18 protein-coding genes are annotated in these 17,562 nt (G+C 73.4%); 12 read left to right on the top strand and 6 right to left on the bottom strand.

All coding sequences use genetic code 11. From position 1 onward, the window contains the following. The first annotated feature begins 18 nt into the window (after window positions 1-18). Both OG344_RS03675 and OG344_RS03670 read left to right on the top strand, forming a co-directional pair. On the top strand, window positions 19-513 hold the full coding sequence (locus tag OG344_RS03675; protein ID WP_405086970.1) for a hypothetical protein: 495 nt from the start codon (window positions 19-21) through the stop codon (window positions 511-513). Beyond that, a complete protein-coding gene (locus OG344_RS03670) occupies window positions 507-1,100 on the top strand; it encodes a DNA-3-methyladenine glycosylase I (RefSeq protein WP_405086969.1) in 594 nt (197 codons plus the stop codon). Before OG344_RS03675 ends, OG344_RS03670 begins: the two co-directional genes overlap by 7 nt. A 14-nt stretch (window positions 1,101-1,114) precedes the next feature. On the opposite strand, the gene OG344_RS03665 is transcribed toward OG344_RS03670, so the two are convergent. Continuing rightward, window positions 1,115-1,885: a PaaX family transcriptional regulator C-terminal domain-containing protein gene (locus tag OG344_RS03665; RefSeq protein ID WP_405086968.1), complete on the bottom strand. Its 771-nt coding sequence runs from the start codon at window positions 1,883-1,885 to the stop codon at window positions 1,115-1,117. 181 nt (window positions 1,886-2,066) lie between these two features. Here OG344_RS03665 and OG344_RS03660 point away from each other — a divergent pair, with 181 nt between their 5' ends. Together OG344_RS03660 and OG344_RS03655 are read left to right on the top strand one after the other, a co-directional pair. Continuing rightward, window positions 2,067-2,234 (top strand): DUF3117 domain-containing protein, encoded by a 168-nt coding sequence (locus tag OG344_RS03660; RefSeq protein WP_405086967.1) that lies wholly within the window; start codon window positions 2,067-2,069, stop codon window positions 2,232-2,234. A 76-nt stretch (window positions 2,235-2,310) separates the two neighbouring features. Next, window positions 2,311-3,780 (top strand): leucyl aminopeptidase family protein, encoded by a 1,470-nt coding sequence (locus OG344_RS03655; RefSeq protein ID WP_405086966.1) that lies wholly within the window; start codon window positions 2,311-2,313, stop codon window positions 3,778-3,780. Between the two features lie 7 nt (window positions 3,781-3,787). On the opposite strand, the gene OG344_RS03650 is transcribed toward OG344_RS03655, so the two are convergent. Next, the gene (locus OG344_RS03650) at window positions 3,788-4,417 is read right to left on the bottom strand and encodes an O-methyltransferase (protein ID WP_327047824.1); all 630 of its coding nucleotides are present in this window, start codon (window positions 4,415-4,417) and stop codon (window positions 3,788-3,790) included. Between the two features lie 185 nt (window positions 4,418-4,602). Here OG344_RS03650 and sigE point away from each other — a divergent pair, with 185 nt between their 5' ends. The 4 genes from sigE (at window position 4,603) to OG344_RS03630 (ending at window position 7,606) form a co-directional block, all read left to right on the top strand. Continuing rightward, entirely contained in the window at window positions 4,603-5,211 is a 609-nt protein-coding gene (gene sigE / locus OG344_RS03645; RefSeq protein ID WP_111701367.1) for an RNA polymerase sigma factor SigE, read from the top strand. Continuing rightward, complete coding sequence (locus tag OG344_RS03640) at window positions 5,208-5,765, top strand: anti-sigma factor family protein (RefSeq protein WP_405086965.1); 558 nt, start codon at window positions 5,208-5,210, stop codon at window positions 5,763-5,765. The genes sigE and OG344_RS03640 overlap by 4 nt, the downstream gene beginning before the upstream one ends. 80 nt (window positions 5,766-5,845) lie before the next feature. After that, on the top strand, window positions 5,846-7,174 hold the full coding sequence (locus tag OG344_RS03635) for a S1C family serine protease (protein ID WP_405086964.1): 1,329 nt from the start codon (window positions 5,846-5,848) through the stop codon (window positions 7,172-7,174). Window positions 7,175-7,252: 78 nt separating this feature from the next. Then, window positions 7,253-7,606: a sec-independent translocase gene (locus OG344_RS03630; protein WP_327047821.1), complete on the top strand. Its 354-nt coding sequence runs from the start codon at window positions 7,253-7,255 to the stop codon at window positions 7,604-7,606. A gap of 42 nt (window positions 7,607-7,648) precedes the next feature. Here OG344_RS03630 and OG344_RS03625 read toward each other — a convergent pair whose 3' ends face one another. Genes OG344_RS03625 through OG344_RS03615 form a run of 3 tightly spaced genes read right to left on the bottom strand, consistent with a single transcriptional unit; the run spans window position 7,649 to window position 10,502 of the window. Further along, on the bottom strand, window positions 7,649-8,788 hold the full coding sequence (locus OG344_RS03625) for an Mrp/NBP35 family ATP-binding protein (RefSeq protein ID WP_405086963.1): 1,140 nt from the start codon (window positions 8,786-8,788) through the stop codon (window positions 7,649-7,651). Between the two features lie 17 nt (window positions 8,789-8,805). After that, window positions 8,806-9,300 (bottom strand): DUF1003 domain-containing protein, encoded by a 495-nt coding sequence (locus tag OG344_RS03620; protein ID WP_327047819.1) that lies wholly within the window; start codon window positions 9,298-9,300, stop codon window positions 8,806-8,808. Next, complete coding sequence (locus OG344_RS03615; protein ID WP_405086962.1) at window positions 9,297-10,502, bottom strand: magnesium transporter MgtE N-terminal domain-containing protein; 1,206 nt, start codon at window positions 10,500-10,502, stop codon at window positions 9,297-9,299. The genes OG344_RS03620 and OG344_RS03615 overlap by 4 nt, the downstream gene beginning before the upstream one ends. An 85-nt stretch (window positions 10,503-10,587) precedes the next feature. Here OG344_RS03615 and OG344_RS03610 point away from each other — a divergent pair, with 85 nt between their 5' ends. The 4 genes from OG344_RS03610 to OG344_RS03595 all read left to right on the top strand — a co-directional run bounded on the left by OG344_RS03610 (window position 10,588) and on the right by OG344_RS03595 (window position 17,106). Further along, complete coding sequence (locus OG344_RS03610; RefSeq protein ID WP_405089040.1) at window positions 10,588-11,532, top strand: EamA family transporter; 945 nt, start codon at window positions 10,588-10,590, stop codon at window positions 11,530-11,532. A gap of 51 nt (window positions 11,533-11,583) precedes the next feature. After that, window positions 11,584-12,522, top strand: a complete 939-nt coding sequence (locus OG344_RS03605; RefSeq protein WP_327047816.1) for a CoA ester lyase — start codon at window positions 11,584-11,586, stop codon at window positions 12,520-12,522. A gap of 33 nt (window positions 12,523-12,555) precedes the next feature. Beyond that, window positions 12,556-13,617: a type II CAAX prenyl endopeptidase Rce1 family protein gene (locus tag OG344_RS03600; protein ID WP_327047815.1), complete on the top strand. Its 1,062-nt coding sequence runs from the start codon at window positions 12,556-12,558 to the stop codon at window positions 13,615-13,617. Window positions 13,618-13,752: 135 nt separating this feature from the next. Continuing rightward, entirely contained in the window at window positions 13,753-17,106 is a 3,354-nt protein-coding gene (locus OG344_RS03595; RefSeq protein WP_405086961.1) for a hypothetical protein, read from the top strand. Here the strand turns inward: OG344_RS03595 and OG344_RS03590 are convergent. Next, window positions 17,093-17,530, bottom strand: a complete 438-nt coding sequence (locus OG344_RS03590; protein ID WP_405086960.1) for an NUDIX hydrolase — start codon at window positions 17,528-17,530, stop codon at window positions 17,093-17,095. The genes OG344_RS03595 and OG344_RS03590 overlap by 14 nt on opposite strands. Between the last annotated feature and the right edge of the window lie 32 nt (window positions 17,531-17,562).

Genomic DNA, 17,562 nt, shown 5'->3' with positions numbered 1-17,562 from the left:
TTGTGGCACGATTCGTATGTGCTGGTCGTACTCGTCATCGCCGGGCTCGCCGTGATCGCGTGTGTGGTGATGGTCTCGCTGGGCCACGGAGGCGAGATGGCGGAGTTCCCTTCCGACGCGCCGCCGCTCGGCCTGCCCGCCGCCGGACGGTTAACCCCCACCGACCTGATGACGCTCCGGCTTCCCATCAGTCTCGTGGGCTACGGCACCCATGCCGTGGACGAGACCCTGAACCGGGTGTCGGTCGCGATCGCGGAGCGGGACACCCGCATCGCCGTGCTGGAGCAGCGGGTGTCCGAACTGGCGTACGGACAGCCGCGGACGCGCGAAGCGGCCGACGAGACGGCTGACCAGAAGGCCGACGCCGCGACCGGCGACCGGCCCGAGGTGCCCGTGGCGGCGGTCAGAGAGAGCGCGGTCAGAGAGAGCGCGGTCAGAGAAAGTGCGGTAAGAGAGAGCGCGGTAGGAGAAAGCAGGGACGGCGACCGTTCCGACGCCGAAGAGACATGGTGACCGGCGACGGCCGGGTGACCCCGGTGATCCGGTGCGGCTGGGCGGGTTCCACGCCGGACTACGTCGCCTACCACGACGAGGAGTGGGGCCGCCCGGTCCGCGGCGACGACCTCGTCTTCGAGCGGATCACCCTGGAGGCGTTCCAGTCCGGCCTGTCGTGGCTGACGATCCTGCGCAAGCGGGAGAACTTCCGCAAGGCGTTCGCCGGGTTCTCGATCCCCGCCGTGGCGGCGTTCGGCGAGGCGGACGTGGAGCGTCTGCTCGGCGACACCGGCATCGTGCGCAACCGCGCCAAGATCGAGGCCGCGGTCGCCAACGCCCGGGCCGCCGCCGAACTGCCGGGCGGGCTGTCGGCGCTCGTGTGGCGGCACGCCGAGGAGCCCCGGCGCGTCGCCCCGGCCACCCTCGCCGACGTCCCCGCCCGCACCCCCGGCTCCGTCGCCCTGGCCAAGGAGCTGAAGAAGAACGGCTTCCGCTTCGTCGGGCCCACCACGGCGTACGCCCTGATGCAGGCCATCGGGCTGGTCAACGACCACGTCGCCGGCTGCCACGTCCGCGACGCCGTCACCGCGCTCCGCGGCGCCTGACCGCCGCCGGCGCCTCAGCTCGCGGCCAGGTGGCGGTCCACGAACGCGGCGGCGGCGGGCAGCAGCCGGGCGGCCTCCTGGTCGAAGAACGCGCGGGCCTTCTCACCCGGCCAGCCCGGCGGCAGCAGGTCGGCGGGCAGGCCGGGGTCGCGGAACAGGAAGTTGCGCCAGCCGTGCACCAGTTCGCTGCGCACCGCGAAGACCTGGTCGTCCGAGGCCCCCTCCGGCAGGGAGCCGACCAGGCCGGCCGCGCTGGCGAGCCACTCCTCGTACGCCCTGCCGATGGCGTCCAGGTCCCACGCGCGGGCGAGCAGGTTCCGCGCGTCGCCCTCGTAGGCCGCGTCGAACCAGTGGCCGGGGATCCGCAGCGCGTCGAGCTCCGGCGACGGCCGCGGCCCGATCCAGGTCATCTCGGACAGCGGCGCGTACCCGAGGAAGGCGAGGTCGGAGCGCAGGCGCTCGCGCCGTGCGCGGTCCCTGACCGGTTCGAGCACCAGCACGTGCCATCGTCCGTCCCAGGGGGTGTCGCCCCCGCGGTACACCCGGGTCGCGGCGTCGTCGAGCCTGCGCTCGCACTTCGGCGTGACGGCGTACCCCGGTCCCTGCGGGAGCCGTACGGGGTCCAGCCAGCCCTGCCGGACCATGCGGGAGATCGCGGTCCGCACGGCCGGCGCCGCGATGCCGAGCGGCGCGAGCAGCCGTACGAGCGCGGCCACGGAGGCGCGGCCGCCACGGGTGCGGAGGTGGTCCCCATAGAGATCGAAAAGCGCGGCTCGGGCGTTCACGCCACCCAGTGTGGGGTCACGTCCCGCCCTCCGACAACGCGCGCGATGCGTGCATTGATCCACCTACCGGAGCCGGGCCGTTACCTTTTTGAGCTCCGAGGCGGGATAATAGAACATCACAGAAACGTGAATACGCCGGTTACCCCCAGGGGCGGCCGGCAAGGCGGGAAGGGATACACGCATGGCGGCGATGAAGCCGCGGACCGGTGACGGTCCGCTGGAGGTCACCAAGGAAGGACGGGGCATCGTCATGCGGGTCCCTCTGGAGGGTGGCGGCCGACTCGTCGTGGAGCTCTCGGCGGACGAGGCCAGCGCCCTCGGTGAGGCGCTGAAGAAGGTCGTCGGCTGATCTGCCGGCCGGCTTGCTGATCTACGGCCCTGGCGGCGGGTCTCTCCGCGCCGGGGCCGCCCTGTTGGAGGTGGACGTGCCCATCGAGACCACGCCGGTCCTCTCCGGCCCCCGCACCGCCGGGCCCGCGCCGGAGGCGGACATCGTGGCCGTGCCCTTCGGTCCCGGCCGGACCCCGCCCGCCGTGCCCGGGGTGGAGCTGCCGGTGCCGGCGGACGCGCTCCTCGCGCAGTACGAGGCCAAGGGCGAGCCCGGAGAGGTCGTCGAGGCGACCGCCCTGCGCGAGGGCGGGCTGCGGCGCGTCCTGCTGTACGGAGTCGGCGACGGTTCGCCCGGCGCGCTGCGCAGGGCCGGGGCGGCGGTCGCGAGGCGGGCCAGGCGCCGGGCGTCGCTGTCGGTCGTGGTCCCCTCCGGGGAGGACTTCGGGGAGGACTTCGGGGGAGCCTTCAGGGGAGCGACGGCGTCGCTGGTGGAGGGGGCGCTGCTGGCGTCGTACTCGTTCGCCATCGGCGACGGCCGCGCGGGCGGGCCGGTGCGGGAGATCGTCTTCGTCGGCGGGGACGAGCGGGAGCTGCGGCGGGGCGAGGCGCTCGCGCGGGCCACCGCGCTCGCCCGCGACCTCGTCAACACCCCCGCCAGCGTGAAGACCCCCGCCTGGCTCGCCGACCAGGCGAAGGAGGTGGCGGCCGGTGCCGGACTGGACGTGCGCGTCTGGGCGGAGCCCGAGCTCGGCGAGTTCGGCGGCATCCGGGCCGTCGGCCAGGGGTCGGTTAACCCGCCGCGCCTCGTCCAGCTCTCCTACACGCCGGAGAACCCGCGCGCCCACGTGGTGCTCGCCGGGAAGGGCATCACGTTCGACTCGGGGGGCCTGTCGCTGAAGCCCACAGAGGGCATGAAGACGATGAAGACCGACATGGCCGGCGGCGCCGCCGTCATCGCCGCGATGAGCGCCCTGGCGGACTTCGACGTGCCGGTGCGGGTGACCGGGCTCGTGGCCTGCGCCGAGAACTCCATCTCCGGCTCCGCGCAGCGCCCCGGCGACGTCATCAGGCAGTACGGCGGGCGGACGGTCGAGGTGCTGAACACCGACGCGGAGGGCCGCCTGGTGCTGGCCGACGCGCTGGCGTACGCGGACGCCGAGCTCGACCCCGACGTCGTGATCGACGTCGCCACCCTGACCGGCGCGGCCAAGATCGCCCTCGGCCCGACGATCGCGGCCCTCTTCTCGACCGACGAGGCGCTGGCCGCGGGCCTGGCCGGCGCGGGGGAGGCCACCGGGGAGCGCCTGTGGCGGATGCCGCTGGTCGACGACTACCGCGCGATGCTCGACTCCGAGGTGGCCGACCTGGCGAACGTCGACCGGGCGATGTCGGGCTCGGCGGGGTCGATCGTGGCGGCCCTGTTCCTACGCGAGTTCGCCGGCGGGCGGCCCTGGGCGCACCTGGACATCGCGGGTCCCGCGCGGGCGGGCTCCGACGAGGGTGAGATCACCAGGGGCGGCACCGGCTTCGGCGTCCGCCTGCTCCTGCGCTACCTGACCGCCTGACGCCCGCTCAGGCGAGCTTGACGGCGGCCAGCAGGCCGGAGCCGAGCGGCAGCATCAGCGGGCGCAGCCGCTCGTCGTTCCGGACGAGCTTGCCCAGTTCGCGGATCGCGACCGTGTCGGGGTCCCGCTGGGTGGGCTCGGCCACCTGGTCGCCGCAGAAGGCGTCGCCGAACACCACGATCCCGCCCCGGCGCAGCAGCCGTACCGACTCCGTGAGGTAGTCGATGTACTCCTGCTTGGACGCGTCGCAGAAGACCATGTCGTAGCCGCCGTCGGCGAGGCGGGGGAGCACGTCGAGCGCGCGGCCGCCGATCAGCCGGATCCGGCTGCCGGAGAAGCCCGCCTCGGCGAACGTCTGGCGGGCCATGCGCTGGTGCTCCGGCTCCACGTCGACGCTCGTGAGCGTGCCGTCCGGGCGCATCCCGCGCAGCAGCCACAGGCCGGAGACCCCGCAGCCGGTGCCGACCTCCACCACCGAGCGGGCGTTCACCACCGTGGCGAGGAAGCAGAGCGCCGCTCCGCACCCGGGCAGGATCGGGTGCGCTCCGACCTCGATGCCACGCCGGCGCGCGGTCCGCAGGATGTCGTCCTCCGGGACGAACTCCTCCGCGTACTCCAGGCTGGCCGGTGTCGCCATCGGCCTCTCCCTCCCCTGCTTCATCTTGCACGCAGCCTAGGGGAGTCGGCCCGGAACGGGAACTCACGCCACAACGGGGACGTTGCACGCTTTGAACGGTCTTTGTTCAAGGCCGCTCGGCCCACGGTACGCAGGAAGGGGCGAAACCAGGCACTATGGCTGTAGCGACGATCCTGCAGAGAGGAATGCCGGTGGACGAGCACGACCACCAGGCGGAGACTTCGGTGTCCGACTGGACGCCTCCCACATGGGAGGAGGTCGTCAGAACGCATTCCGCGCGCGTCTACCGGCTGGCCTATCGGCTGACGGGCAACGTCCACGACGCCGAGGACCTCACGCAGGAGGTCTTCGTCCGGGTGTTCCGATCCCTGTCGAGCTACACCCCCGGCACGTTCGAGGGGTGGCTCCACCGGATCACCACGAACCTCTTCCTCGACATGGCGCGGCGCAGGCAGCGCATCCGTTTCGAGGGGCTGGCGGACGACGCCGCCGAGCGGCTGCACGGCCGCGAGCCGTCTCCCGCGCAGGCGTACGACGACGCGCACATGGAGCCCGACATCCAGGCCGCGCTCGACGCCCTGGCGCCGGAGTTCCGGGCGGCCGTGGTGCTGTGCGACATCGAGGGCCTGTCCTACGAGGAGATCGCGAGGACGCTCGACGTGAAACTCGGCACGGTGCGCAGCCGCATCCACCGCGGCCGCGCGCAACTGCGGGAGGCGCTCGACCACCGGGCGCCTTCGGCGAACCGGAACGGCGACCAAACCCCCCCTTCATTCAGCAGGGAGGGACTGTGAATCATCTTGGCGAGCGCGTCTCCGCGCTCATCGACGGCGAACTCGGTCACAACGAGCGGGAACGCGCGCTGGCGCACCTGACCTTCTGCGCGGACTGCCGCGCGGAGGTCGACGCGCTGCGGGCGCTGAAGACCCGCCTGCGGTCCATGGATCCGCCCGCCATGCCGGCGGACCTCACCATGTCGCTCCTGCGGATGGCGGAGCCGGGAGGGCCGTTGCCGCCGCGGATGCGGCCCTTTCCCGACCACCCGGCCTTCGGCCGGCTTCCCGCCATGCACGCGGCCGGGCCGATGGACAACCGGCCCCGGCGCCGGGACGACGGGCGGCCGGGGCCAGGACGGCCCGGCAGGGCCAGACGCGCGGGATACGTGGCCGTGGGAATGGCCTCCGCCGCCGTCGCCCTCGGCACCATGCTCATGGCCGGAGGATCGAGCGCCACTCCCAGCGGCCAGACTCCCGGGCAGATGTTCGTTCATCCCGTCCCGAACAAGGCGCCGGCGGTGAGCGTGTCGCCCACTCCGTCACAGAGCGTTACCAGGGGTCTTTCGCGCTGATCGGGGAAGACGGCATACGATCGGACACCGCACCCATTCGGGTGTGACAGGCGCGTCGTGTGCGAGGAGTGACTGTCGCGATGACCGACAACACGCGTTCCCACGGCGCGTCGGACCGGCCCGAGTTCCTGCCCGCCGGTCATGAGGCGCCGCAGGAACCCTCCCACGACTCCTGGGGCACCCGGTGGGCGCCCCCGCCCGGGTTCCCGCAGTCGTACTTCACGGAGACGGCCTTCACGGGGACGGCCTTCGCGGAGACGGCCTTCACAGAAGAGGCGCCGGAGCCCCGCGGGCCCAACATCGCGCTGTTCACGGCCCTGGCCGTGGTGATCGCGCTAGTGGCGGGCGGCGTGGCGAGCTGGGGGACGTTCCTGCTGACCCGCCCCGCCTCCGGCGTCGACCCCGGCTACACGCTGAGCGCGCCGTCGTCCCTCCCCACGGCGCGCCCGCCCGGGTCGATCGCGGGAGTGGCCGCCAAGGTCCTGCCCAGCGTGGTCTCGCTGGAGGTGAAGGGCAACAGCGAGGCCGGCACCGGGTCGGGCTTCGTCATCAAGGGCGGCTACGTCGTCACCAACAACCACGTCGTGGCCGTCTCGGGCCAGGTGGGGAACATCCGCGTGCGCTACAACGACGGCACCTCCGCCGTGGCGCGGGTCGTGGGCCGCGACCCGAACTCCGACATCGCGGTGGTCAAGCCCGAAGGGGCCGTCAGGGCGCCGGAGCTCCCTCTCGGGAACTCCGACGGGGCGGTCGTCGGCGACCCGGTCATCGCCGTCGGCTCGCCCCTCGGCCTGACCGGCACCGTCACCACCGGGATCATCAGCTCGCTCAACCGTCCCGTCGAGGCCGGCGGCAGCACCGGGTCCGACTACGCGCTCATCAACGCGATCCAGACCGACGCCGCGATCAACCCGGGCAACTCCGGCGGTCCGCTGGTGAACACGGCGGGAGAGGTGATCGGCGTGAACTCGGCGATCGCCACGGTCGGCGGCGGCTCGCCGCTCGGCCAGCAGTCCGGCAGCATCGGCCTCGGCTTCGCGATCCCGGTCAACCAGGTGCGCCGGATCGCCCAGGAACTGATCACCACCGGGGCCGCCCGCACCTCCCGGATCGGCATCACCATCGACCAGAACTATCAGGGCGAGGGAGTGCGGATCGCCGCGGAGACCGAGGGCGGCGCCGTGCCGGTCACGCCCGGCGGGCCGGCCGCGAAGGCGGGCCTGCGGGCCGGTGACGTCATCCTGGAGGTCGACGGCCGGCCCGTGAGCGACAGCCGCGAGCTGGTCGTCACCATCCGCAGCAAGGCGCCCGGCGACCAGGTCCGCCTGCGGTTCCGGCACGACGGCGAGGTGCGGACCGCCACCGTCACCGTGGGCGCGGCCCCCGCCCCCAGCGCCGCCCCGTCCTGATCCCACCGAGCCCCCGTCGCCAGCGCTCGGGCGTGGGCATTAGTCTGATTGCAGTCGTACTCGCTGGAGGAGATCGCCATGTTCGGACTCGGCTGGGGGGAGGCCCTGGCGCTCGTGGTGATCGCCCTGCTCGTCTTCGGCCCCGACAAGCTGCCCCAGGCCGCCCAGCAGGCGGGCCGCACGCTGCGGCAGCTCCGTCAGATGGCCAACAACGCCAAGTCGGACCTGCAGGCCAACATGGGGCCGGAGTTCGCCAACTTCGACCCGGCCGACCTCAATCCGAAGACCTTCGTGCGCAAGCACCTGCTCGACGACCTCGAGAAGGACTGGAACGACCCGGAGCGCACGGACCACGGGCCGGACTCCCCGACGCCCGAGGTGCCGGAGCTGGGCGTAGGGGAGATCCCGCCGTACGACAACGAGGCGACCTGAGCGCTCTCCGAGCGCCCGCTTGGAGCCCGCTGGAGTCCCCGGTCAGTGCTTGACCGGGGAGATGTCGAGTTTCAGCCCCTTGAGGCCGGTCGGCTTGCGGCCGAGCCCGGCCGCGATCCTGCGCAGCTCGGCCGCCGCGGGGGCCTCCGGGTCGGTCAGCACGAGCGGCTTGCCCTCGTCGCCGCCCTCCCGCAGCCGCATGTCGATCGGCACCTGACCAAGCAGCGGCACCCGCGAGCCCAGCGTGCGGGTCAGCGCGTCGGCCACGAACTGGCCGCCGCCCTCGCCGAACACGGAGATGCGCTCGTCGCAGTGCGGGCAGGGCAGCCACGCCATGTTCTCGATGACCCCCGCGATCTGCTGGTGGGTCTGGGCGGCGATCGACCCGGCTCGCTCGGCCACCTCGGCGGCGGCCTGCTGGGGGGTCGTCACGACCAGGATCTCCGCCGTGGGCAGGCGCTGGGCGACCGAGATCGCGATGTCGCCGGTGCCCGGCGGCAGGTCCATCAGCAGGACGTCGAGGTCGCCCCAGAAGACGTCGGTCAGGAACTGGTACAGCGCGCGGTCGAGCATCGGGCCGCGCCAGACCACCGGGGTGTTGCCCTCGGGCTTGAACATGCCGACCGAGATGACCTTGATGTCGTGCGCCACCGGCGGCATGATCATGTCTTCGACCTTGGTGGGCCGCTCGCTCACCCCGAGCATGCGCGGCACCGAGTGGCCGTAGATGTCGGCGTCGAGGACGCCGACCTTCAGGCCCTGGGAGGCCATGGCGGCGGCGAGGTTCACCGTGACCGACGACTTGCCGACGCCGCCCTTGCCGCTGGCGACGGCGAAGACGCGGGTCAGCGAGCCGGGCCTGGAGAAGGGGATCTCCTTTTCCGGCCCGCGGTCGCCGCGCAGCTTCGTCTGCAGCTCCTTGCGCTGCTCGGCGCTCATCACGTCCATGTCGACGTGGACGCGCGACACGCCGTCGAGCCGGGACACGGCGCCGGTGATGTCGCGGGTGATGGTGTCCTTCAGCGGACAGCCGGCGACGGTCAGGTACACGCCCACGCGCACCACCCCGTCGGGGGAGATGTCGACGCTCTTGACCATGCCGAGCTCGGTGATCGGCCGGCGGATCTCCGGGTCGTTCACCGTGGCGAGCGCGGCTGTGACCTGTTCAGGGGATGGTGCCATGAATCCATGCTATGGACTCAGCGGGGGTCCTCCGAACCCGCCCCGCACGATCTCGCCGGTTCGCCGCCCAGCTCCTCCTGGAGGCGCTGGAACTCCGACCGGATGTAGTCGCGCGTGGCCACCTCGCCGATCGCCATGCGCAGGGCGGCGATCTCCCGGGTCAGGTACTCGATCTCGGCCTGGTTCCGCTCGGCCGCCGTCTTGTCCTGCTCGTACTGGACGCGGTCGCGGTCGGCCTGCCGGTTCTGCGCCAGCAGGATCAGCGGCGCGGCGTACGACGCCTGGAGGGAGAGCATGAGCGTGAGGAAGATGAACGGGTACGGGTCGAACGTGACCGGCGCGAACACGTTCCACAGCAGCCACACCGCGACGAACACCGTCATGTAGACGATGAAGCGGGCGGTGCCGAGGAACCGCGCGAACCGTTCGGAGAACCTGCCGAACGCCTCGGGGTCGTAGTAGAGCCGCATGCGGTAGCCGATCTCGCGCGGCTGGTCGAGGCGTTCTGTCATGGTCGTTCCCGCCAGTCGTCCGGCAGCATGTGGTCGAGCACGTCGTCGACGGTCACGGCGCCGAGCAGGCGCCCCAGCTCGTCCACGACGGGGACTGCGACCAGGTTGTACGTCGCGAGGTAGGCCGCCACCTCGGACACCGTGAACTCCGGCCTGATCGGGTCCACGGTGATGTCTATCACGCTGCCGAGCAGCGTCGACGGCGGCTCCCGCAGCAGACGCTGGAAGTGCGCCACGCCCAGGAAGCGCCCGGTGGGCGTCTCGCTCGGCGGCCGGGCGACGTACACCTGGGCGGCGATGGCCGGCGTCTGCTCCTGCTGCCGGATGTGCGCGAGGGCCTCGGCCACCGTCGCGGTGGGGGGAAGGATGACCGGCTCGGTCGTCATCATGCCGCCGGCCGTGTCCTCGCGGTAGGTCAGCAGCCGCCGCACCGGGGCGGCCTCCTCGGGCACCATGAGGCGCAGCAGGCCCTCGGCCTGTTCGGCGGGCAGTTCCTGGAGCAGGTCGGCCGCGTCGTCCGGGCCCATCTCCTCCAGCACGTCGGCGGCCCGGTCCCGGTGCAGCCGGCTCAGCACGAGCACCTGGTCGCGCTCGGGCAGCTCCTCCAGGACGTCGGCGAGCCGGTCGTCGTCCAGCGCGGCGGCCACCTCGGCCATCCGCTCACCGGGCAGCTCGTGCAGCATGTTCGCCAGGTCGGCCGGGCGCAGCGCCTCGAAGGCGGCGAGCAGGTTGGCCGCGCCCTGGTCCTTCTGGACCCCGGTGAAGCCGGAGACGTCCCCCCAGTCGACGATCAGCGTCTCGCCCCGGCGCCGCGACCCCCGCCGTACGGCCACCTTCGCGATCAGCCAGTCGGAGGGGCGGGTCCGCTCCATCGCGAGGTCCTGCACGGTGACCCGCTCGCCGCGGTACTCGACGCCGCGGTCGAGCATCTCGCCGATGGCCAGCGTCTCGGTGTCCCGGCACTCGAACCTGCGCATGTTGAGCTTGCCGGTGAAGATGACGGCGCGGGGCTCGATGGAGGTGATCCTGGTGACCGGCAGGAAGACCCGGCGGCGTGGCTGCACCTCGACGACGAAGCCGTGGACCCGGGGGAGCAGCGGCCCCCGCAGTGAGACGACGACGTCCCGGATCCGGCCGATCTGGTCGCCGGCCGGGTCGAAGACCGCCACCCCCGCCAGGCGGGCCACGAAGATCCGATCCACCCTGCCAGATTACGCAAGGATGCGGACCGGTCCGTGTTGTGACAGGATCAAAGCCTTTTATTGGTGATTACATGGGCAGGTGACGATGAGGGCGGTCAGCCTGGCGATCGCGGGCGTCTCGGCCTTCTGTTTCGGGTTCTCCGGGCCGATGGCGAAGATCCTCGGCATGGCCGGGCTCGCGCCGCTGGAGGCCGTCTGGGTCCGCATGGCGGGGGCGGGCGTGCTCCTGCTGCTGGTCCTGGCCGTCTTCCGGCCGCGGGCGCTGCGCATCCCCCGCGACCGCCTGCCGTTCTTCGCGGCGTACTCGGTGATCGCGGTCGCCGCGGTGCAGGGCCTGTTCTTCGTGGCCATCACCCGCCTGCCGGTCGGGGTCGCGCTGCTGCTGGAGTACACCTCTCCGGTGCTGGTGGTCCTGTGGGTGCGGTTCGTCCGGCGGATCAGGGTGCCGCGCTCGGCCTACCTGGGCGCCCTGGTCGCGGTCGCGGGACTGGCGATCGTCGTCCAGGTCTGGGAAGGCCTGCGGCTGGACGCGCTCGGGCTGCTGCTGGGCCTGCTGGCCGCCGCCTGCTGCGCCGGATATTTCCTGATGAGTGATTCGTTCGGCGACGACGTGGACACGCTGGGCCTGATCGGCTGGGGCATGTTCGGCTCGGCGGTGGTCCTGCTGCCCGTCTCGCGGCCGTGGCACATCGACTGGGCGGCGTTCACCCGCACGGCCGAGGTCTCCGGGCACGCCGTGCCGGTCGCCGCGGCCGGTCTCTGGATGATCGTGGTGGCCACTGTGGTGGCGTACGTGACCGGGGTCACCGCCGTGCGGCGCCTGTCGGCGGCGGTCGGCGCGACGGTCGCGTCGGTGGAGGTCATCGCCGGGGCGCTGATCGCCTGGGTGCTGCTCGGCGAGCACCTCGGCGCGGCCCAGATCACCGGGGGCGCGATCGTGCTCGCCGGCGCGTTGTTCGCCCAGTCGGCGACCACGCGGATCGGCGCCGCGCGGCACGTACCCGAGGCGCCGCAGGCCGTTCGCGTGTAGGGCCGTGCCGCGGCGGGCTCTCACCCGCGGGATCTCGCTACGGTAGGGCTCATGCGCGCGCGACGTTCCTGCCTGGCGGTGCCCGGCAGCAACCCCCGGTTCCTGGAGAAGGCCCAGGGCCTCGGCGCCGACGAGGTCTTCCTCGACCTGGAGGACTCCGTCGCGCCGGGGGCCAAGGAGGAGGCGCGCCGCAACGTGGTCGCCGCCCTGCGGCAGGGCGACTGGGCGGGCAGGACGGTCGTCGTCCGGGTCAACGACCTCACCACCCGGTGGACCTACCGGGACGTCGTCGAGGTGGTCGAGGGCGCCGGTGACAGGCTCGACTGCCTGATGCTGCCGAAGGTCCGGGACGCCTCGCACGTGGTCTGGCTCGACACCCTGCTCGGCCAGATCGAACGGGCCGTCGGGCTGCCCGAGGGCGGCATCGGCGTCGAGGCCCAGATCGAGGACGCCCGGGGGCTCGTCGAGATCGACGACATCGCCCGGTCCTCGCCCCGGCTGGAGACCCTGGTCTTCGGCCCGGCCGACTTCATGGCCTCGATCGGGATGCGGACGCTGGTCGTGGGGGAGCAGCCCCCCGGATACGACGAGGGGGACGCCTATCACTACATCCTCATGCGCATCCTGATGGCCGCCCGGGCGTACGGCCTGCAGGCGGTCGACGGGCCGTACCTCCAGATCCGCGACCTGGACGGCTTCCGGCGGTCGGCCAGGCGGTCGGCGGCGCTGGGCTTCGACGGCAAGTGGGTGCTGCACCCCTCGCAGGTCGAGGCGGCCAACGAGGTGTTCTCCCCGTCCCAGGAGGACTACGACCACGCCGAACTGATCCTCGACGCCTACGAGTACTACACGACGGTCGAGAAGCGGGGTGCCGTGATGCTCGGCGACGAGATGATCGACGAGGCGTCGCGGAAGATGGCGCTGGTGGTCGCGGCCCGGGGCCGCGCCGCCGGGCTCGCCCGCACGAGCGCCTTCACCCCGCCCTCCTGAAGCGGGCGTTCGAGGGCCGCGAAGAATGGACACATGAGCGAGACACAGCCGGATCCGCGTCGGCTTCCCGCGGTCTACCTGGCTCCGGGGCCGTACGCGGGCGGGACCGCGTGGCCGGCCGGCCCGCCGCCGGGATGGCACCCCGGGCGGTATCCGGCCTGGGGCCCTCCCGCCTGGGGCCCGCCCGCGCGGACGCGCTGGGACGTCCCGCCGCCGCCGGGCACGCCGTACGACCAGATGGCGCGCACGGCCCTGAACCGCTGGTGGCGGCCCATCGCGGGCACCCTGGCGATCGTGGCGACCTTCGTCGTGGTCTCCATCGGGGCGGGGTTGGTGGCCTACCTCGTCTCCCTGGTGTCCGGGGTGCCGATGACGGAGTCGGGGGCCCGGCTGTTCGCCGATCCCGTGCTCGATCTGGGGTTCCAGCTGGGCGTCATCGCCTTGCTGCTCCCCCTGGTGCTCGGCGCGGCGTGGGTGTTCCAGCGGAGGCCGCCCGGATCGCTCTCCTCGGTGGCCCTGCGCCTGCGGTGGCGGTGGCTGGCGGTCTGCCTGCTGGTCGCGCTGGTCTCGGTCGTGCTCGGCCAGGCCGCCGAGGCCGGGATGCTGCTGTCGGCCGGAGCCGGTCCGGGGTACGGCTGGGCGGGCTGGGGGGCGTTCCTCCCGGCCCTGATCGTCATCGTGCTGCTCGTGCCGTTCCAGGCGGCGGCCGAGGAGTACGCCTACCGGGGCTGGATCATCCAGGCGCTCGGGGCGTACTTCCGCAATCCGTGGCCGGCGATCCTGCTGGGCGCGGTGGCCTTCGCCGCCTCGCACGGCTACACGGGCTGGGGGATCGTCTACGTCTTCGTGTTCGGCGTGCTCATGGGGTGGCTCGCCGTCCGCACCGGCGGGCTGGAGGCGCCGATCGCCCTGCACGTCTCGAACAACGTCGTGGCCTTCGGGCTCGTGGCCGCCTCCGGCGACATGAACGGCGCCCTGGAGCAGGGCGCGGTCCCATGGCAGGCTCTGATCGGATCGGCCGTCCAGTTCGCGGTTTTCGGGTTTGGTGTCCTAATAATCGCCCGAAAGTGGGCAATTCAGACTCTCTCCCGATAAATCTCACTAGAGAGGTATGGTCCCCTGGGCTTTCCCGTGTTGCTCTGGATTCGTGATGGGGTATCACTGTGATCGCTTTGCCGTAATAGAGGTGGAACGGTCCGGATTATCCTCTCCGGGGAGGAGGTACTGAGCGTGGCCTCGGGCCCCGACGAACGTGACCGCCGGCGCACGCCCGGTGAACAGGAGACGCCCGCGCCCCCTCCGGAGCTGCATCACCGGCCGCCGGGTCCCTCCCCGTGGGCACTGCCCCCCTTCGCCGCTCCCATCCCCGAGGAGCCCTTACCCGAGGAGCCCTTACCGGAGGAGCCCCTGCCCGGGGACGTCCTGGCCGGGGGCGACGAGGACACCCGGCCCTACCGCAGGATCGGCGACGCGGAGCCGCGCCCCGAACCGCGCCACGAACCCCAAACGGAGTCACGCGGCGAGGCGCACGACTGGGCGCCGCGGCCGGAGGCGGAGGACCCGCCCCACTTATCCGGCGGCCACCCGCCCCGGACGGGCCGCAGGCCCTACTCGGCCCCGTACGGCGCCGCGCACTCGGGAGGCACGGCCCCGGGCGCCACGGGCCCGCCGCCGGGCCCGCCGCACGACTCCACCACCTGGCACGGCGAGGGTGCCAGGTCGGCCGGCCCGTCCGAGGAAGGAGGCCGGCGGCGGCGCGTCGTGGACCGGCCGGACAAGCTGGTCGCCTCGGGCCCGCCCCGGCCGCGCCGGGCGCAGATCCCGCGCGAGAACCCCGACGGCCCCGGCGCCCCCGAGATCGAGACTCCGCCGTCCGGCCCGCTGCGCCCCCCGGCGGCTCCACCAGGGGGCGCGCACGTGTGGGCGCACACACCGCCGGAGCCCGCCTCACGCCACGGCCACGGCGACGACCCAGAGCTCGACGACCCAGAGCTCGACGACCCAGAGCTCGACGAGCCCGAGACAGACGGGCCCGAGCCGGGCATCCGGATGCGCCCGGAGATCCCCGTCGAGCCGGAGCCCGGACCGGAGTCCGGACCGGAGCCCGGATCCGAATTCGGACCCGAGCCCGGACCGGTCGAGCGCATCGGCCGCCCGCCGGGAGGCCGCCCGGCCCGGCACGACGTGCTCGTGGCCGTCGGGCCGCCGAGACCGGGCGGAGGGCGCCACCACAGGCGGGTGCTGCCGGGCCGTGGCTCGCCGATCCGGGGGCTGCCCCGGCTGGTCACGCCGGTGGTCGTCGCGGCGGTCCTCGTCGTGGCGGCCGTCCTGGGCGTGGCGGTGGTCAAGTGGTCCGGGGGACCGGCCACGACCGGGTTACGGCTCGCCGCGGGCGACGGCCAGTCGGGCGACACCGCCTTCGCGGCGCCGGGCCTGCCGGGCAACGGCTCCAGCCAGGTGCTCAACGCGTTCGCCTCGGCGGGTTCGACCGTCGTGGCGGCGGGCAGCGATATGACCGGCGCGCTCGCGCGTCCGCTGTTCCTCGTCTCCGCCGACGGCGGCGCGCACTGGCAACTGGGCCGGGTCACCGGAGCCCCGGGCTACGAGACCGCGGCGGCGGCCGTGGGCCGGGTCGCGGGCGGAGACGGCCGCTGGCTCGCGGTCGGCACCGACGCGCCGGGGCCCGCGGGCCCCGCCGCCCGCGGCATGTGGGTCTCCTCCGACGGCCGTTCCTGGACCGCGGTCGACCCGGCCCGGCTGACCGCGTTCTGGAGCCAGGACAGGATCACCGACGTGTCGCGGACCGCGACCGGCTTCCTGGCCGTGGGCGCGACGACCCTGCGCGACGGCACGGCGGGCCCGGTGGCCTGGGTGTCGGCCGACGGCACGGGCTGGACGCGGGTGGACACCGACCAGATCGGCACGCCCGACAAGGTCCGCGGCATGCGGGCGGTGGCGGCGCGCGGCGACCGGGTGGTGGCGCTCGCCGACCCCGGCTCGGGCGACACGGTCTCGGTCATCCTGCGGTCCGACGACGGCGGCCGCACCTGGCTGCGTACGGCCGCCGCGATCTCCGACGTACGGCCCGAGCCCGGCGCGCTCGCCGCCGCGGAAAAGGGCTTCGTGCTCGTGCCCACCCGCCAGCGGTCCGCCGGCGGCGAGGTGCGGGTTTACTGCTCGCCCGACGGCGCCGCCTGGACGCAGTGCGGCGCGATCGGGCCGCTCGGCGCGCAGGGCACGGGCGTACGCGGCCTCGCCGCGTCGGCGGCGGGGATCGCGGCGGTCGCCGAGTCGGCCTGGGAGCGGTACGCCGTTTACGCCAGCCCGGACGGGCGCGAGTGGGCGAAGAGCGCCGACCTCGGCGAGATCCCCGGCACGCTGCGGGGCCTCGCCATCACCGACGGCGGCACGCTGGTCGCGGGCGGCGACAAGCGGGGCCCCGGCGACGTGGAGAACCTGCCGGTGCTGATCACGGCGGGGAAGGGCGAGGCGGCCCGCGCCGTGCCGCTCAAGGAGATCGGCGGGCTCAACCGGCTGGCCAGGGAGACGGCGGACCTCGCCGCGGCTGGCGGCACGTTCGTGGCGGTGGGCTCGGCCAACGGCGACGCCGCCATCTGGACGAGTGGCAACAACGGGGCGAACTGGAAGGACGCCGGCTTCCCCGACCTGCTCGGCGGCCCCGGACGCCAGGCGCTCAGCGGCGTGGCGCACGGCCCGAAGGGGTGGCTCGCCGTGGGCGGCACGATGACCGACCCCGCCGTGACCCGGCCGCTGCTGGTCACCTCGGCGGACGGCAGGTCGTGGCGGCCCGGCCCGCCGATCGGGGTGCCCGCCGGGCACTTCCTGCTCACGCCCCGCGTGGTGGCGGCGGGGGAGAAGGGCTACGTGCTCGCCGGGGAGGACCGCGGCGCGGCGGGAGTGACCGCCGCGCTGTGGTTCAGCCCGGACCTCAGGCGGATCACCCGTTCGGCTCCCGGCAGCATGCCCGCCGGCGGGGTCGGCGTACGCCTGTCCGGGGTCACGGCGACGTCCCACGGGTTCATGGCGGTCGGCGGCTCGGGCTCGGCCGACCGTGAGACGGGGGTGGTCTGGGTCTCCTCCGACGGGCTCAACTGGGCCGCGCGGGGCAGGGTCCTGCCGCCGGACGCCACCTCGGCCGGGCTGCGCCACGTGGTCGCGACCAAGGCCGGGGTCGTCGCGGTGGGCGTCGCCGTGACCGAGGACGGCCCCCGCCCGTTCTCCGCCGTGTCCGCCGACGACGGCGAGCACTGGGAGTACGCCATGCTGCCGGCCGACGGGGAGGCCTCGGTCCTCGACCTGACGGCGACCGCGAAGGGCGTCGTCGCGGTGGGATCGCACCGCTCCGCCGACGCGGACGGCGAGGGGGACAGCACCGCCTGGATCTCCGAGGACGGCCTGGACTGGTCGCGGCACACGCTCACCCAGGACGGCCTGGGCGGGCGGGGCTCCCAGTGGCTCGGCGCGGTGGCCGTCTCCGGCAGCCGGGTCGTGGCCGTCGGCAGGTCCACCGACTACGCCGACGACCACCTGACGATCTGGCGCAGCACGGTCACGGACCATTGATCCCGGAGATGACCCCCCATTCGGCGAGGGCGCCGGCGAGGCCGTCGGTCAGCGGGAGGCCGGGCAGGTCGGCCGGCGCCCACCAGCGGGCGTCGGCGGCGTCGTCCCCGGCCACCGGCGTCCCCGAGGCCGTCCCCGAGGGTGTCGCCACGTAGTCGTGGATCTCGTACGTCACGCCGCCGGGGCCGGGCCGCAGCACGGTCCCGGCGAGCCGTACGACCGCGACGTCGAGGCCGGTCTCCTCGCGCAGTTCGCGGCGCACCGCCTCCTCGTCGGTCTCGCCGGGCTCGACCCTGCCGCCGGGCAGCGACCACAGCCCCTCGCCGGGCGGGCGGCCCCGCCGTACGAGCAGAAGCCGGCCGTCCGGATCGGCGATGATCGCCCCGACGCATCTGACGCGCTTCCCAAGACCAAGATGTCGCACAACACCAAGATTACGACTAGATAACGGGCAGG

Source organism: Microbispora sp. NBC_01389, assembly GCF_045040095.1.
GTDB lineage: Bacteria > Actinomycetota > Actinomycetes > Streptosporangiales > Streptosporangiaceae > Microbispora.
The sequence above is the reverse complement of the archived record's forward strand: the minus strand, read 5'-3'. Positions and strand labels throughout refer to the sequence as shown.